Genomic DNA, 16,456 nt, shown 5'->3' with positions numbered 1-16,456 from the left:
TTTCTATAAGGTGCCTCGTTATGGCGACTCAATTTAATACCATTGCAGAACAGATCCTCTCCGCCGTGGGTGGCCGGGAAAACATTGAACATGCGACTCACTGCGCAACCCGTCTACGCCTGAACCTCAAGGATGAGGCCCTGATCGATGAGGAACAGCTGTACAAGCTCCCCGAGGTGGTCAAACTGGTCAACAACGGCAGCCAGTTCCAGATAGTCATTGGCCCGAAGGTTGAAAAAATTTACGCCGCTATGAACACCCTGATGCCCGTTCATAGCGATACCACAACCCCAGAGGTCGTCAAAACTTCTTTGTTTAACCGTCTGCTGGCGACACTGTCGGCAATCTTTACTCCCTACATTGGCGTCCTGGCCGGAGTCGGGGTGGTGAAAGGGCTGGTGGTTCTACTACAAACGATGGATCTTATCTCGACAAAATCCTGGCTGTTCGTGGTCTTCAATGCGCTCTCCAGCGGCGTATTCGTCATGTTACCGATGTTTATTGCCGTGACCGCCGCGGATAAATTTAAGACCAGTCGTTTCACCGCACTGGCGCTGACTGCCGCGATGATCTTCCCGCTTACCGACGCCGCAACCCCCAACAGCGTGGAGCTCTTTCACCTCACCTTTCCGCTGAAGATTTACGGAGGTGCGGTAATCCCGGCGATCTTTGCGGTCTGGTTTCTGAGCTACGTCGAACGCTGGTGCAAAAAAGTGGTGCCAGAAGTCGCGGCGCTGGTATTTGTCCCCTGCCTGTCGCTAATTATCTGCGGTTTTGTCGTGTTTACGGTGATTGGCCCCATTGCCGATTATGTCGGGATCGGCATCGCCAACAGCTACACATGGCTCTACAATCTCAGTCCAATGCTCTCTGGCGCGCTGCTGGCGGGGATTGGCCAGCTGTTCGTCGTGTTTGGCGTACACTGGGGCATTATCCCGATTGCGCTGATCAACATGCAGGTGAACGGTTACGACACGGTAATGGCAATGTTTATGTCAGCGGTCATGGGGCAGTTCGGGGCAGCATTCGGCGCTATTTTTATCGCCCGCAACCTTAAGGACAAACAGCTCGCGATCTCAGCATCGATCTCAGCCTTCTTCGGCATAACCGAACCGGCTCTGTACGGCGTGAACCTGAAATACCGGATGTTGTTTATCTTCGGCTGCATCGGCGCCGCAATGGGGGGAGCGATCACCGGGCTGTTGCGGGTAAAAACCTACAGCTTCCTGCCGGTGCTGAATGTATTCGAATTGGGTCTGTTCAGCGGCCCGGAATCAAAAGCTATCTACGAGGTGATAGCCATCGTCGTCGCCTTCAGCGTCCCGGCGATCCTGACGATTATTTACGGTAAAACACGCACCTTAGTCTCTGCCGCCGGGCAGCGCTGATTTTCAGGCCGTCACGGGTTCGCTGGCAGGAAAACGGGATGCCCGACTTCGGCATCCCGCCTGCTGATACGCCATAAAACCCCGCCCACGGCGGGTAGGGCTTAAATCAAGGTCCCGTAAATCGTCAGCAGCGCCATGATCACCACCACCACCAGCGAGGTTTTCTTGGCCATCGAAACCGCCGCTTTCGGCGTTGCGACTTTATCCACGTGCGGCTCGCGCGCCAGCGAATACTGCGCCAGTCGGGTCAGGACCTGGTACTGCGAAGAGTGGCGATCGCCCAGCGAGGCGAACCAGGCAGGAAGAGCCCTTTCGCCATGACCAATTAACGCATACACCACGCCAACCAGTCGTACCGGCAGCCAGTCCACCACGTGCAGAATGGCATCAATGCCCGACTGTAAGCGATGGCGTGGGGTCTGGTAACGCGCCAGCCACGTCTGCCAGGCGCGCAGAACGCAGTAGCCAATCAACGTGATCGGCCCCCACTGCCCACCGACCACAAACCAGAACAGCGGCGCCAGGTAGTAGCGGTAGTTAATCCACAGAAGCGCGTTTTGCAACTCGCTGAGGAATTCGCGGGTGTCACAGCCCGGCGGCACGCCGTGGATGAGCGTTAGTTCGCTGGCCATTGCATCGCAGGCATGGCGATCGTTACGTGATGCGGCTTGCAGATAAGCATGATAGTGCAGGCGCACCCTGCCCGCGCCGATGCACAGCAGGCCCAGTAAAATCCAGAAAACCAGCAGTGGGACATTAAACAACACCCCGTGCAGCGCGCGCTGAATGATAAACACCACCGCCATGGCCGCGGCGGTCATCAGCAGGGTACCAGGCAGCGAAAAATGCTTCACCCGGCGAAACAGCACTTCCAGCCGGTGATCGAGCTGCCAGTGTTCACCGAGCTTAAACAGACGCTCAGCGATGAGTACCAGCAGCGTAGTAAACAACGTCATGGCATCTCCTTATCTGACGAAGCGGCCAACAGACCGCGAAATTTTGCCCAGTCAAAAGCCGGACCGGGATCCGTTTTCCGCACCGGCGCAATATCGCTATGGCCCGTGATATTGTCAGCGATGGCCGGATACAGCGCGATCAGCTGCTGTGCGACTGCCGCCAGCTGTTGGTACTGCGCATCGGTATAAGCCAGAGTGTCGGTCCCTTCCAGCTCAATACCAATCGAAAAGTCATTACAGCGTTCGCGCCCATGATAGCTGGAGACGCCCGCGTGCCATGCGCGCTTATCGAAAGGAACATACTGCACGATTTCGCCATCACGACGAATCAGACAATGCGCCGAAACGCGCAGATGAGCGATTTCGGCAAAGAAAGGATGAGCATTGGCATCGAGCGTGCCGCTGAACAAGGCATCAATCCACGGGCCGCCAAATTCACCCGGCGGCAGACTAATATTATGCACCACCAATAAGGAAGGGGCTTCATCATCCGGGCGGCAATCATGGTGCGGCGAAGGAACCCGACGCGCATCCACCAGCCATCCCCCATTCAACTGCATGTGGAGTCTCCTTTCGCTAACTCATGATCCCGGGCCGCCCATGGCCCAAAGGATGCTGATTATCATACACAAATCGTTCCGATCGCGGCAGGACAACTCGCGAATCACGCCCCGGAAGCGGAAGAACAGCCGGTGCGGAGATGCCCTGAACAACGAAGTGTATATGGTGTAGAAACGCTGTTCAGGTTAGCATGTTTCCCACTGCTGAATCTTATCTATCTGGAGCTTTATCATGTCGCCTCGTCGCTACAATCCCGACCGCCGCCGTGACGCGCTGCTGGAGCGCATTAACCAGGATATCACCGCTGCCGTCGCCCAGTCACTGCGCGAAGATCTCGGTGGCGAGGTCAATGCTAACAACGATATTAGCGCGCAATTATTGCCGGAAGACGCGCGCTCGCATGCGGTCATCATTACTCGCGAGGACGGTGTATTTTGCGGTAAGCGCTGGGTTGAAGAAGTGTTTATTCAGCTGGCTGGCGACGATGTCAGCCTCACCTGGCACGTCGAGGATGGCGATACGATTAAGGCGGACCAGCCGTTGTTCGAACTGGATGGTCCCTCCCGCCTGCTGCTGACCGGTGAGCGCACCGCGCTGAACTTCGTGCAGACCTTATCCGGCGTCGCCAGCGAAGTGCGTCGCTATGTGAACCTGCTGGCGGGAACCAAAACCCAACTGCTGGATACACGTAAAACCCTACCAGGTCTGCGCACCGCGCTGAAGTATGCCGTCTTGTGCGGCGGCGGCGCAAACCATCGGCTGGGGCTATCCGATGCTTTCCTGATCAAAGAAAACCACATTATTGCCTCGGGCTCGGTACGCCAGGCGGTGGAAAAAGCCTTCTGGATGCACCCGGATGTGCCGGTGGAAGTGGAGGTAGAGTCGCTTGATGAGCTGGATGAAGCGCTCAAAGCTGGCGCGGATATCATCATGCTCGACAACTTCACCACCGACCTGATGCGTGAAGCGGTGAAGCGGAACAACGGTCAGGCGGCACTGGAAGTCTCCGGCAATGTCACCTTCAACACTATCCGCGAATTTGCCGAAACCGGCGTTGATTACATCTCCGTCGGCGCGCTGACCAAACACGTGCGCGCGCTTGATCTTTCCATGCGTTTTCGCTGATAACCTTCCCCGGTTTCCGTCACCGACCGGGGTTGCCTTTTGCGAGGCCGCTTATATCTCTCGCCGCTCCGCCTGCAATCATCGCAAAAAGCCTGGAACCCCGTTCCCCGCCTTCTCATTTCTCCGTCGCCATCGCAGCGAAAGCCCGTCACAGTGCCCAAAAATAACCAGGAGCACTTATGGACAGACAACGCGGTTTTACTCTGATCGAACTGATGGTGGTCATTGGGATCATTGCCATCCTGAGCGCCATTGGCATTCCGGCCTACCAGAACTACCTGCGCAAAGCGGCCCTCACCGACATGCTGCAAACCTTTGTGCCGTACCGCACGGCCATTGAATTATGCGCTCTCGAACACGGCGGTCTCACCAGCTGTGATGGCGGCAGCAACGGCATCCCCTCCCCGACCACCACGCGTTACGTCGCCGCGATGAGCGTGGCGCAGGGTATTGTCACCCTGGATGGTCAGGAGAGCCTCAATGGCCTGAGCGTTACTATGACCCCAGTCTGGGATAACGCAGGCGGCATTACCGGCTGGCAGCGCGTCTGCGGGATTGCCAGCAACGGCGAGCTCAAACAGGCCTGCGAAGACGTCTTTCGCGTAAACTGAGACCGCCGCAATGAAAGCTGAACAATTAATCCCTCTCTGCCTGCGCTACCACGCCCTGCTGCTGAACAGCGATGAACAAACCATCGCGATCGCGGTGGTCGATGCTCCGGCGCCGGAACTGCTGGAGGCGCTGCGCTTCGCCACGCAGAAACGAATCGATATCGAGTGCTGGAGCCAGGACCAGATGAATAAGCGGCAACATGCTTCCGCTCCCCCCTCACTTCCTGTCGGCGGCGATACCGCGCCCGGTATTATCGAACGGGTTAATCAGGTCCTTGAGCAGGCGCTACGTCAACGGGCATCCGATATTCATATCGAACCCGAGGAGAATAACCTGCGGATCCGCCTGCGGGTCGATGGCGTACTCCACCCGCTCCCGCTTCTGCCATCAGAACTCGCAGCCCCGATCGCCGCGCGCCTTAAGGTGCTCGGCAATCTGGACATCGCCGAGCATCGTCTGCCGCAGGACGGCCAGTTTACCCTGACCCTGTGCGGCCGCCCGGTCTCTTTTCGTATTGCCACGCTCCCCTGCCGTCACGGGGAAAAAATCGTTCTGCGTTTACTGCATCAGGTAGAACAGGCGCTGGAGCTGGAAGCGTTGGGGCTGTCATCCCCTCAGCTCGCCGCCTTTCGCGCGGCGCTCAGCCAGCCGCAGGGCCTGCTCCTGGTCACCGGCCCCACCGGCAGCGGTAAAACCGTCACCCTCTATAGCGCGCTGCAGGCCAGAAATCAGGAGCAGGTCAACATCTGTAGCGTCGAGGACCCGCTGGAAATCCCTATCGCCGGGATGAACCAGACGCAGATTAACACCCGCTCCGGGCTCACGTTTCACAGCGTCCTGCGCGCGCTGTTACGTCAGGATCCTGACATCGTTATGGTCGGTGAAATTCGCGATGCGGAAACCGCAGAAATTGCCATTAAAGCGGCGCAAACCGGGCACCTGGTGCTCTCGACGCTGCATACCAACTCCACCAGCGAGACCCTTGTCCGCCTGCAGCAAATGGGCGTGGCCAGCTGGATGATCTCTTCCGCGCTGTCGCTGGTCATCGCTCAGCGCCTGGTGCGTAAACTGTGCGTACACTGCCGCCGTGAGACCGGGGATACCGTCGAGGTACCGCACAACCTGTGGCCACATCCGCTCCCTCGTTGGCAGGCGGTGGGCTGCCCGCAGTGCTATCACGGCTACTATGGCCGCCAGGCGCTCTTTGAACTGCTGCCGGTGAATAGCGCGCTGCGCCTGGCCATTGCCCACGGCCTTAGCGCCGCGGAAGTCGAATCTCTGGCGCGCGAGTCCGGGATGATGACCTTGTTTGAAAGCGGCTGTCAGGCGGTCGGGCAAGGGCTGACCAACTTCGAGGAAGTGATACGCGTACTGGGGATCCCTCATGGCAACTGACCGTCTCTGGTGCTGGCAAGGGGTCGATACCCGGGGCGCCCCCTGTCAGGGGACGTTATGGGAAAGTAGCCGACTGGCGGCCTTGCAGACGCTTCAGCATGAACGCATTATTCCGCTGACGCTTCGCCGTTGCGCGGTCAAAAATGCGCTCTGGCACCCGCGCTACAGTGGCCAGATTGTGCGCCAGCTGGCCGCGCTCCTGCAGGCCGGGCTTCCTCTGGCTGAAGGGCTCGAACTGCTGGCGCAGCAGCAGTCTACCCCGCAGTGGCAGGCCCTGCTGCGCTCTTTGGCTCAGGAGCTGACACAGGGCATTTCACTCTCTGACGCTCTGGAGAAATGGCCGCAGGCCTTTCCTCCACTCTATCTGGCGATGATCCGCACCGGTGAGCTCACCGGTAAACTGGATCTGTGCTGCCTGCAGCTCGCTCACCAGCAGCGGGAACAGCAGCAGCTGGCGGAGAAAGTCAAAAAAGCGCTGCGCTATCCCCTCATCATTTTGAGCATGGCGCTGCTGGTCATTACCGCGATGTTGTGGTTTGTTCTTCCTGAATTTTCCGCTATCTATCAAACGTTTAATACGCCACTACCGCTACTGACGCGGCTTGTTATTGCCGCCAGCGAAAGTCTCAGCCAGCGCTGATTCTGCTGCTGGTGTTACCTGCTCTCCTGAACCGTCTTGCCCGTCGTCGCCCGCACTGGCTGCTGCAGCGACAAAAAATGCTTCACGCCCTGCCGGTGGCCGGTAAGCTGATGCGCGGGCAGTCGCTCAGCCAGATCTTCACCGTTCTCACCCTCACCCAGAGCGCCGGCATCAGCTTTCTGCAGGGTCTGGAAAGCGTAGAGCAAACGCTGAGCTGCCCGCTGTGGCGCCAGCGGATCCATCACGCGTATACGCAGATTACCCACGGGATGCCCATCTGGCAGGCCCTCGCCCGCAGCGGAGGTTTTACGCCGCTATGCCTGCAGCTGATCCGTACCGGTGAAGCATCGGGGTCGCTGGATACCATGCTGGAAAATCTCGCCCGTCACCATAGCGAACAGACGCATTATCAGGCCGAAAACCTGGCGACGCTGCTGGAACCCGCGCTGTTGCTCATTACCGGGACGATTGTCGGTGTGCTGGTGGTGGCGATGTATTTACCCATTTTTCATCTGGGTGACGCCATTAGCGGCATGGGGGGATAAATGCCGGCGCGATACGGCGCCGGCAGCGGGCATTACAGGCTATTGAACACGCGGTTCTCTTGTTCCTGTACGCGAATAAAGGTCGTGCGTTTGGTTAGCTCTTTCAGACGAGACGCGCCCACATAGGTGCAGGCAGAACGCAGGCCGCCGAGAATATCACGGGCGGTATTTTCCACCGGGCCGCGCAGAGGCAGCTTAACGGTTTTACCTTCCGCCGCGCGGTACTGCGCCACGCCGCCAACATGACGCGTCATCGCTGATTCAGAACTCATTCCGTAGAACAGCATGAATTTCTCGCCGTTTTCTTCAACGACGGTACCACCGCTCTCTTCATGACCCGCCAGCATTCCGCCCAGCATGACGAAATCAGCGCCGCCGCCGAAGGCTTTCGCCACATCGCCCGGCATGGTACAGCCGCCATCGCTGACGATCTGCCCGCCCAGGCCGTGCGCCGCATCGGCACATTCGATCACGGCGGAGAGCTGCGGATAGCCGACGCCGGTCTTCACGCGGGTGGTGCACACGGAACCCGGGCCGATGCCCACTTTCACAATATCGGCACCGGACAGAATCAGTTCTTCGCACATTTCGCCGGTGACGACGTTACCCGCACAGATGGTTTTCTGCGGCCAGGCTTCGCGCGCTTTGGCGACAAACTGGACAAAGTGTTCAGAATAACCATTCGCCACGTCGATACAGACGAAGTTGAGCTGCGGGTTCTGAGTGAGGATCTGTTTGGTTTTTTCGAAATCCACATCAGAAGTCCCGGTGGACACCATAACGTATTTCAGCACATCAGCAGAAACTGACTGGACAAAACCCTGCCACTCTTCAACGCTATAGTGTTTGTGAACCGCGGTCAGAATACCGAATGAGGCCAGCGCCTTCGCCATGCCAAAGGTACCAACGGTATCCATGTTAGCAGCGATGATCGGCACGCCAGACCAGGACTGAGCAGAATGTTTAAAAGTGAATTCACGTTCCAGCTGAACATCAGAACGGCTTTTGAGGGTAGAGCGTTTTGGGCGGATAAGAACGTCTTTAAAACCAAGCTTCAGATCTTCTTCGATACGCATGTGCGAATTCCTGGGGTTAATTGCATTATTGTGAGAGCACAACTCCAGTGACGTTATCATACGCGCGAATCAGGGCTGCGCAAGACTGCGATTTTCACTTTTTTTACGCTACAATCGTATAAATTTACCTGGTGAACAGCGAATAGCGCGCTTGCGATAATCACTGTCCAGCGTATTATTTTTAACTACTTGATTTATATATACAAAACAATCCAGTCTATATTGTGAGGGCCGTTCGTTGGCCCGAGACAGCCTTGATGAGGCATCGCTCACAAGGCCAGGGCGCGGGTGAATAACGAACTTCTCTGCAGCGTAATGTGTATATAGTCAGTTCAGGATCGGAAAGCATGAGGTATACGGTAGCGTTAACGGGCGGCATCGGCAGTGGTAAAAGCACCGTGGCTGATGCATTTTCTCACCTTGGGGTTAACGTTATCGACGCAGACATTATCGCCCGTCAGGTCGTCGAACCCGGCACTCCCGCCCTGCAGGCCATTGCCGCGCATTTTGGTTCGCTGACGATCAATGATGACGGCACGCTGAACCGCCGCGCGTTGCGGGAAAAAATCTTTGCGCATCCTGAGGATAAAGCCTGGCTTAATGCGCTGCTGCATCCGCTCATCCAGCAGGAAACGCGCAGACAAATGCAGGCCTCTCGCACGCCTTATCTCCTCTGGGTGGTCCCGTTGCTGGTTGAAAACCACCTGGCCGCCAACGCTGACCGCGTGCTGGTCGTCGATGTTCCCACAGAAACTCAGATCGCGCGTACGATGCTTCGCGATCGGGTCAGCCGTGAACATGCCGAACATATTCTTGCCGCCCAGGCGACGCGTGAACAGCGCCTCGCCGTTGCGGATGATGTTATTGAAAACATGGGCCCGCCGGATGCCATCGCAGCGGACGTCGCCCGCCTGCACGAAAAGTATCTTATGCTGGCATCGCAGGCCGCCTCACAGGAAAAATCGTAATGCACACCCCTGTTCTATTTGAACATCCACTCAATGAAAAAATGCGCACCTGGCTGCGTATTGAATTTCTGCTGCAGCAGCTGACCGTTCACCCGACGATCGACGCCTATGCCAATGCGCTCCATTTCTTCCGCAACGCGGGCGATCTTTTAGATGTTCTGGAGCGCGGCGAGGTGCGAACGGATCTGCTGAAAGAGCTGGAACGCCAGCAGCGCAAACTGCAATCCTGGGCGGAAGTTCCCGGCGTCGATCGCCAGCGCATTGAGGACTTACGCCAGCAGCTGAAGCAATGCGGCAGTACGCTGATGTCCGCCCCGCGGATCGGCCAGTTCCTGCGCGAAGACCGCTTGATTGCCCTGGTGCGTCAGCGTCTGAGCATTCCCGGCGGCTGCTGCAGCTTCGATTTACCAACGTTACACGTCTGGCTGCATATGCCTCAGGTGTATCGCGATGAACAGGTCGGAAGATGGTTAGCCAGCCTTGCACCGCTGACGCAATCCCTGGTGCTGATCCTCGACCTGATTCGTAACTCGGCCCCTTTTCGCAAGCAGACCAGCCTCAACGGCTTTTATCAGGACAATGGCGAAGATGCCGACCTGCTGCGTTTACGCCTGGATATTGCCAGTCAGCTGTATCCGCAAATTTCCGGCCATAAGAGCCGGTTTGCTATTCGCTTCCTGCCATTGGACAGCGAGCTTGGGATCGTACCTGAGCGCTTTGATTTTGAACTGGCTTGTTGTTAAGGAGCAAAAATGTCAGAAGAGACGATCGTCAATTGCCCAACCTGTGGCAAAACCGTGGTCTGGAACGAGCGTAGCCCGTTTCGGCCATTTTGCTCAAAACGCTGCCAGCTGATCGATCTCGGAGAGTGGGCTGCGGAAGAAAAACGTATTCCTAGCGCCGGAGATTTGTCCGATACCGATGACTGGAGCGAGGAACAGCAGTAATTGCGCCAGCCCGGCCGGGCGCTGCACGGTCGGGGTAAATCCCGGATGGCGATGACGGATAGCCTCGTCCGGGAAAATTTTTGCTCAGAATGCGGTCTGGACTAACTTCGTAATAACCGGCTCATTTGCCGGCGGAAACGCCTCGGCCACCAACGCCTGCTGGGCAATCCAACGTCCCGACTGCCCCTCTTTGCCCCACGGTTCACCAGCCCACGTCTCGACCAGCCAGAACCACAGCGTAATATGCCGATCCGGGAACTGATACTCCAGCTTATCAAACAGCCGGGATGACTCTACCGTAATACCCACCTCTTCCTGAAGTTCACGCGTCAGCGCCTGCTCCGGGGATTCCCCGGCTTCAATTTTCCCCCCGGGAAACTCGAGTTTATTGGCCATATGAGCGTCGGCTGCCCGCTGGGTAATAAAGATTTCGCCCTGCGGGTTACGGATAATGCCAACAGAAATTTGTAGTTTTTTCATTGTGTTAATTCCATAAAAAAGGCGCAGATATCTGCGCCTTTAGTTTTATTCTCTGAGCTTAACTCAGACGACCATGGCACTGTTTGTATTTTTTACCAGAACCACACGGGCACGGATCGTTCCGGCCGACCTTGCGCTCGCCCGTCTCCTCAGCCAGTGCGGCGGCGGCGGCGGTCTCGTCATCCTGATGGCTAAGCTGCTGCATCTGCGCCAGACGCTCGGCTTCTTCGCGACGCTGCTGCTCCATCGCCTCCACTTCTTCCGGCATCCGCACCTGAACCTTGCTCAGGGTGCTGATCACTTCATACTTCAGTGATTCCAGCATCGCGGCAAACATGGAGAACGATTCACGCTTATATTCCTGCTTCGGATCTTTCTGTGCATAACCGCGCAGATGGATACCCTGGCGCAGATAGTCCATCGCCGCCAGATGCTCTTTCCACAGAGAATCGAGGGTCTGCAGCATCACGCCCTTCTCGAAATGACGCATCATTTCGGCACCGACCACCTCTTCCTTACGCTGGTAGGTTTCAATCGCGCTCTGCAGAATACGTTCGCGCAGCGTCTCTTCATGCAGCTCAGGCTCTTTATCCAGCCACTCTTTCAGCGGCAGATCAAGATCGAAGTCGTTTTTCAGACGTTCCTGCAGGCCTTCCACATCCCACATTTCTTCCAGCGACTGCGGCGGAATATGCGCGTCGATAGTCGCTTTGAACACGTCTTCACGGATGCTGTTGATGGTTTCGCTCACGTCAGAAACATCCAGCAGCTCGTTACGCTGGCTATAGATCGCCCGGCGCTGATCGTTGGCAACATCGTCATATTCCAGCAGCTGCTTACGAATATCGAAGTTGCGGCTTTCCACTTTGCGCTGTGCGTTAGCAATCGCTTTGGTCACCCATGGGTGCTCAATCGCTTCGCCTGGCTTCATACCCAGCTTACGCATCATGCCGGAGACGCGATCGGAGGCAAAGATACGCATCAGGGCATCTTCCATCGACAGGTAGAAGCGCGAAGAACCGGCATCCCCCTGACGACCGGAACGGCCGCGCAGCTGGTTATCAATACGACGGGATTCATGACGCTCGGTACCGATAATGTGCAGACCGCCCGCCGCCAGAACGGCATCATGACGAACCTGCCAGTCGGCTTTAATCTGTTCGATTTGCTCTGGCGTCGGATCTTCCAGCGCCGCGACCTCTGCCTGCCAGCTACCGCCGAGCATAATATCGGTACCACGACCGGCCATGTTGGTGGCGATGGTCACCGCCGACGGATAGCCCGCCTGGGCGACAATATCCGCTTCGCTGGCGTGGAATTTAGCGTTCAGAACGTTGTGCTTGATGCCGGCTTTCGTCAGCTCATGAGAAACCACTTCTGATTTTTCGATCGAAATGGTACCCACCAGAACCGGCTGGCCTGCGGCGGTACGCTCTTTAATATCTTCGATAATCGCCTGAATTTTTTCCGCTTCGGTCATATAGACCAGATCCGCCATGTCCTTACGGATCATCGGACGGTTGGTCGGGACAACCACGGTATCCAGCTTGTAGATGGAGCTAAATTCGAAGGCTTCGGTATCCGCCGTACCGGTCATCCCCGCCAGCTTCTCGTACAGACGGAAGTAGTTCTGGAAGGTGATAGAGGCCAACGTCTGGTTCTCGTTCTGGATATCCACGCCTTCCTTCGCTTCCACGGCCTGATGCAGACCATCGGACCAGCGGCGCCCCTGCATGGTACGACCGGTGTGCTCATCGACGATAATGACTTCGCCGTCTTTGACGATGTAGTCGACGTCGCGGGTGAACAGCACGTGCGCACGCAGCGCTGCGGTCACGTGGTGCATCAGCATAATATTGGACGGTGAATACAGAGATTCCCCTTCCTCCATAATACCTTCCTGTACCAGCAGCTCTTCGATCAGCACCAGGCCGCGTTCGGTCAGGTTAACCTGACGCGCCTTCTCATCGACGGAGAAGTGGCCTTCACCGGTAAAGGTATCGGAGTCTTCTTTATCCTGGCGCACCAGGTGCGGGATAATTTTGTTTACGCGCTTGTACATCTCCGAGCTGTCTTCTGCCGGACCGGAAATGATCAGCGGGGTACGCGCTTCATCGATCAGGATGGAGTCGACCTCATCCACCAGCGCGTAGTGCAGTTTGCGCTGAACGCGCTCTTCCGGGCTAAACGCCATGTTGTCGCGCAGGTAGTCGAAACCGTATTCGTTGTTAGTGCCGTAGGTAATGTCCGCACCGTAAGCTTCGCGTTTCGCTGGAGCAGGCAGGCCGGACATGTTGATACCCACCGTCATGCCGAGGAACTCGAACAGCGGACGGTTGTTTTCCGCATCACGCTGCGCCAGGTAGTCGTTGACGGTCACCACGTGAACGCCTTTACCCGACAGCGCGTTCAGATACGCCGGCAGCGTGGCGGTCAGGGTTTTACCTTCACCGGTACGCATTTCCGCGATGCAACGCTCGTTGAGCACCATACCGCCCAGCAGCTGCACGTCAAAGTGGCGCATGCCGAATACGCGTTTACTCGCCTCACGAACCACCGCAAAGGCTTCCGGGATCAGGCTTTCTACGCTTTCGCCTTTCTCCAGACGCGCGCGGAACTCGGCGGTTTTGCCTTTCAGCTCCTCATCGGAGAGCTTTTCCATCGCCGGTTCCATGGCGTTGATCACGCCAACGGTTTTGCGCATGCGGCGCAGAGTACGATCGTTACGACTACCGAAAACTTTAGTTAATAATTTGATTAGCATAATAAAATCTCAAACGCCCCGCTGTGCGGAGTCACAAAAAAGAATAATCCGTTTTTCGTTCAGCTGAGACGTTGAGGCCCTGCACGTATCCCCGTCACCTGGCTAATCCAGGCCGAGACACAAAACGCAGAATGGGACGGGGTGTATGACGCCTGACGGACGCTTACCGGCGGTTTGCTTTCCTGTGTCAGCAGCGCGCTGAGCGTATCGAGCAGAGCCAGGTGTTGCGCCTGTAATGGCGAAGACTCTTCCGCAACCGGCAGCGCTTGCGGCGCCATCGCGAATGACAGATGGCGTATAACCGTGCGGATAGCATGCTGATGCCAGTAATCAACGGTAAAGTTGGGGCGACGGGCGGCTTCCAGCAGCGCCAGCTGGGAGAAATTAACTTTGCTCGGATGGTGGTTGCTTGCCGTAGCTTTCGCCGGCGAAGGGGTTTCATGACTGTTGCTGAGCGCAGGCAGGCCAAGGCTAGCCGCGACCATCCCCAACAGGAGATGCGGCCAGAAATACCGTCTGCCAAACTGTCGCCAGCGCGTCAGCAATCCACTCACTTACGTTACCTTTAGTTGAAGCAACCCCAGGAAATAATTTTGCGCCCAAATACTACCATTAATAGCGCGCTACGGCAGCAGGAATGAAGGCTCCGGCAGGGCAAAAACGTTCAATAAAACAGCGAACGAACGATGGACAGCACTGTAGAATCAAGGCGTAACAGGGGGAGGAAGGCAAAAATGAAAAAAGACTGGTCCCCTGGTCGGAGAGAGTACCAGGTTACCAGTCGATTTTACTGAATGGTCAGGCTTACGCCATAACCATTGACGGTGCGCGGAATGCCAGCGGCATTTCTGCTTCGTCTTCGAAAGTCACGTACTCCCAGGCTTCCTGTTTTGCCAGAACGGCCTGCAGCAGTTTGTTATTCAACGCGTGACCGGATTTGAACGCCGTGAATGCACCGATGATATTGTGACCACACATAAACAGGTCACCAATCGCATCCAGCATTTTGTGACGAACAAACTCGTCTTCAAAGCGCAGACCGTCTTCGTTCAATACGCGATAATCGTCAACAACGATGGCACAATCGAAGCTGCCACCCAGGCACAGGCCGCGGGACTGCAGATATTCGATATCACGCATAAAACCAAAAGTACGAGCGCGACTAATCTGGCGCATAAATGCATCAGCAGAGAAGTTCATCGCGTAGCGCTGGCTGCTTGCGTCAATCGCCGGATGGTTAAAGTCGATGGTAAAGTCCAACGAAAAACCATTGTACGGCTTAAACTCAGCCCATTTGTCGCCATCTTCGACGCGAACGGCCTCTTTGATGCGCACAAATTTCTTGGCACAGTTCAGTTCATCGATACCAGCGTCCAGCAACAGATAAACGAACGGCGCAGCACTACCATCCATAATTGGAATTTCCGGCGCATCGACTTCAATAACAATGTTGTCAATGCCCAGGCCAGCCAGTGCGGCATTCAGGTGCTCGACTGTAGAAATCCGCACGTCATGCTCGTTCACCAGGCAAGTACAGAGCATGGTATCACGCACAGATTTGGCATCAGCCGGAAAATCAACCGGTGGATTCAAGTCGGTGCGACGATAGATGACCCCGGTATTTGCCGGCGCAGGGCGCAGCGTCAGGGTGACTTTCTTGCCGGTATGCAAACCGACGCCAGTCGCCTGAACGATACGTTTAAGAGTCCTTTGTTTGATCATCGTATAATCTCGCCAAGTTACCTATCCAACCGAAGTGTACAACACATTCGGGAGGGCAGTTTAGCACAAAGAGCGCAGATGCCCAACTTCCAGCCGATTCTTAATCAGCTTGCTTACGCAGGAAGGCTGGGATATCCAGATAATCCGGCTCTTTCGCGGTTTGCGGCGTATTGTCGTTCACCACTTTCGCGACCGGTTTCTGCTCTTGAGTCAATGGAGCCATACCGTGTTGCTGGTAGCGATCCATCACCGGCTGCTGAACCTGTTTGTTGGTCACCAGGGTAATTTCCGGACGTTTGTCCATACCGATACCGGTAGCCACAACGGTTACACGCAGTTCATCATTCATATCCGGGTCAAGGGAGGTACCGATAACCACGGTGGCGTTATCCGATGCGAAAGCACGAATAGTATTACCCACGGTTTCGAACTCATCCAGACGCAGGTCGAAGCCCGCGGTGATGTTGACCAGAACGCCGCGCGCGCCGGACAGATCGATATCTTCCAGCAGCGGAGAAGAGATCGCCATTTCAGCCGCTTCTTCCGCACGGTCTTCACCGCTCGCCACGCCGGAGCCCATCATCGCATAGCCCATTTCGGACATCACGGTGCGCACATCCGCAAAGTCGACGTTCATCAGACCCGGACGGGTAATCAGTTCGGCGATCCCCTGTACCGCGCCTTTCAGCACATCGTTTGCCGCGCCGAAGGCGTCCAGCAGAGAAATGCCACGACCCAGAACTTTCAGCAGCTTGTCGTTCGGAATGGTGATCAGCGAATCCACATGCTTGGACAGCTCAGTGATCCCCTGTTCGGCGAACGCCATGCGCTTTTTGCCTTCAAAATTAAACGGCTTGGTGACAACAGCCACGGTCAGGATACCCAGATCCTTCGCGACTTCCGCCACCACCGGCGCGGCACCGGTACCGGTACCGCCGCCCATACCTGCCGCGATAAACACCATGTCTGCACCATCAAGAGCAGCACGCAGCGCTTCACGGTCTTCGTCAGCCGCATTGCGACCCACTTCCGGGTTTGCACCGGCCCCCAGACCTTTGGTAATACCGCTACCGATCTGAATAGTCTGGCCAACAGCCGTTTTACGCAGCGCCTGCGCGTCGGTGTTCACCGCGAAGAATTCAACGCCCTCGATGCGCTCGCGCACCATGTGTTCAACGGCATTACCGCCGCCGCCACCGACGCCGATGACTTTAATCACCGCGTCGTTGGTCAGTTCCATAGGTTCAAACATAGTTTCTCTCCGTTTTGTGCCTGTC

General features: G+C 56.5%; 15 protein-coding genes and 1 pseudogene. 8 read left to right on the top strand and 8 right to left on the bottom strand.

Features of this window, described 5'->3' with window-relative positions:
* Nucleotides 1-20: 20 nt before the first annotated feature.
* Nucleotides 21-1,388: a PTS transporter subunit EIIC gene (locus ACI2JR_RS04330; RefSeq protein ID WP_462477956.1), complete on the top strand. Its 1,368-nt coding sequence runs from the start codon at nucleotides 21-23 to the stop codon at nucleotides 1,386-1,388.
* A 101-nt stretch (nucleotides 1,389-1,489) separates the two neighbouring features.
* On the opposite strand, the gene ampE is transcribed toward ACI2JR_RS04330, so the two are convergent.
* Both ampE and ampD read right to left on the bottom strand, forming a co-directional pair.
* Nucleotides 1,490-2,344, bottom strand: a complete 855-nt coding sequence (gene ampE, locus ACI2JR_RS04325) for a beta-lactamase regulator AmpE (protein ID WP_132729891.1) — start codon at nucleotides 2,342-2,344, stop codon at nucleotides 1,490-1,492.
* The gene (gene ampD / locus ACI2JR_RS04320) at nucleotides 2,341-2,904 is read right to left on the bottom strand and encodes a 1,6-anhydro-N-acetylmuramyl-L-alanine amidase AmpD (protein WP_132729892.1); all 564 of its coding nucleotides are present in this window, start codon (nucleotides 2,902-2,904) and stop codon (nucleotides 2,341-2,343) included. Before ampD ends, ampE begins: the two co-directional genes overlap by 4 nt.
* Nucleotides 2,905-3,136: 232 nt before the next feature.
* Between ampD and nadC the strand changes: the two genes are divergently transcribed.
* The 4 genes and pseudogenes from nadC to hofC all read left to right on the top strand — a co-directional run bounded on the left by nadC (nucleotide 3,137) and on the right by hofC (nucleotide 7,222).
* A complete protein-coding gene (nadC, locus tag ACI2JR_RS04315) occupies nucleotides 3,137-4,030 on the top strand; it encodes a carboxylating nicotinate-nucleotide diphosphorylase (protein WP_132729893.1) in 894 nt (297 codons plus the stop codon).
* A 179-nt stretch (nucleotides 4,031-4,209) separates the two neighbouring features.
* Nucleotides 4,210-4,641 carry a prepilin peptidase-dependent pilin gene (gene ppdD, locus ACI2JR_RS04310; protein WP_132729894.1) on the top strand — a complete coding sequence of 144 codons (432 nt, stop codon included), beginning with the start codon at nucleotides 4,210-4,212 and terminating at the stop codon, nucleotides 4,639-4,641.
* Between the two features lie 10 nt (nucleotides 4,642-4,651).
* Nucleotides 4,652-6,037: a type II secretion system protein GspE gene (gene gspE / locus ACI2JR_RS04305; protein WP_462477955.1), complete on the top strand. Its 1,386-nt coding sequence runs from the start codon at nucleotides 4,652-4,654 to the stop codon at nucleotides 6,035-6,037.
* Nucleotides 6,027-7,222 (top strand): annotated as a pseudogene (hofC, locus tag ACI2JR_RS04300) (protein transport protein HofC). The gene gspE and the pseudogene hofC overlap by 11 nt, the downstream one beginning before the upstream one ends.
* A gap of 32 nt (nucleotides 7,223-7,254) precedes the next feature.
* Here the strand turns inward: hofC and ACI2JR_RS04295 are convergent.
* A complete protein-coding gene (locus ACI2JR_RS04295) occupies nucleotides 7,255-8,298 on the bottom strand; it encodes a GMP reductase (protein WP_462477954.1) in 1,044 nt (347 codons plus the stop codon).
* Between the two features lie 347 nt (nucleotides 8,299-8,645).
* On the opposite strand from ACI2JR_RS04295, the gene coaE reads away from it, so the two are divergent.
* Genes coaE through yacG form a run of 3 tightly spaced genes read left to right on the top strand, consistent with a single transcriptional unit; the run spans nucleotide 8,646 to nucleotide 10,213 of the window.
* Nucleotides 8,646-9,266 carry a dephospho-CoA kinase gene (gene coaE / locus ACI2JR_RS04290; RefSeq protein WP_462477953.1) on the top strand — a complete coding sequence of 207 codons (621 nt, stop codon included), beginning with the start codon at nucleotides 8,646-8,648 and terminating at the stop codon, nucleotides 9,264-9,266.
* The gene (gene zapD / locus ACI2JR_RS04285) at nucleotides 9,266-10,009 is read left to right on the top strand and encodes a cell division protein ZapD (RefSeq protein WP_462477952.1); all 744 of its coding nucleotides are present in this window, start codon (nucleotides 9,266-9,268) and stop codon (nucleotides 10,007-10,009) included. The genes coaE and zapD overlap by 1 nt, the downstream gene beginning before the upstream one ends.
* Before the next feature lie 9 nt (nucleotides 10,010-10,018).
* Complete coding sequence (gene yacG / locus ACI2JR_RS04280) at nucleotides 10,019-10,213, top strand: DNA gyrase inhibitor YacG (RefSeq protein ID WP_132729900.1); 195 nt, start codon at nucleotides 10,019-10,021, stop codon at nucleotides 10,211-10,213.
* A gap of 84 nt (nucleotides 10,214-10,297) precedes the next feature.
* Here yacG and mutT read toward each other — a convergent pair whose 3' ends face one another.
* The 5 genes from mutT to ftsZ form a co-directional block, all read right to left on the bottom strand.
* Nucleotides 10,298-10,693, bottom strand: a complete 396-nt coding sequence (gene mutT / locus ACI2JR_RS04275; RefSeq protein WP_462477951.1) for an 8-oxo-dGTP diphosphatase MutT — start codon at nucleotides 10,691-10,693, stop codon at nucleotides 10,298-10,300.
* 58 nt (nucleotides 10,694-10,751) lie between these two features.
* Nucleotides 10,752-13,457, bottom strand: a complete 2,706-nt coding sequence (gene secA, locus ACI2JR_RS04270) for a preprotein translocase subunit SecA (RefSeq protein ID WP_462477950.1) — start codon at nucleotides 13,455-13,457, stop codon at nucleotides 10,752-10,754.
* A gap of 59 nt (nucleotides 13,458-13,516) precedes the next feature.
* Nucleotides 13,517-14,011 (bottom strand): secA translation cis-regulator SecM, encoded by a 495-nt coding sequence (secM, locus tag ACI2JR_RS04265; RefSeq protein WP_165905722.1) that lies wholly within the window; start codon nucleotides 14,009-14,011, stop codon nucleotides 13,517-13,519.
* A gap of 250 nt (nucleotides 14,012-14,261) precedes the next feature.
* A complete protein-coding gene (lpxC, locus tag ACI2JR_RS04260) occupies nucleotides 14,262-15,179 on the bottom strand; it encodes a UDP-3-O-acyl-N-acetylglucosamine deacetylase (protein WP_132729903.1) in 918 nt (305 codons plus the stop codon).
* A 100-nt stretch (nucleotides 15,180-15,279) separates the two neighbouring features.
* Entirely contained in the window at nucleotides 15,280-16,431 is a 1,152-nt protein-coding gene (ftsZ, locus tag ACI2JR_RS04255; protein ID WP_004857884.1) for a cell division protein FtsZ, read from the bottom strand.
* Nucleotides 16,432-16,456: the final 25 nt, after the last annotated feature.

Origin of the sequence: Klebsiella sp. NPDC088457 (assembly GCF_044900465.1) — a bacterium.
Classification (GTDB): domain Bacteria; phylum Pseudomonadota; class Gammaproteobacteria; order Enterobacterales; family Enterobacteriaceae; genus Klebsiella.
The sequence above is the reverse complement of the archived record's forward strand: the minus strand, read 5'-3'. Positions and strand labels throughout refer to the sequence as shown.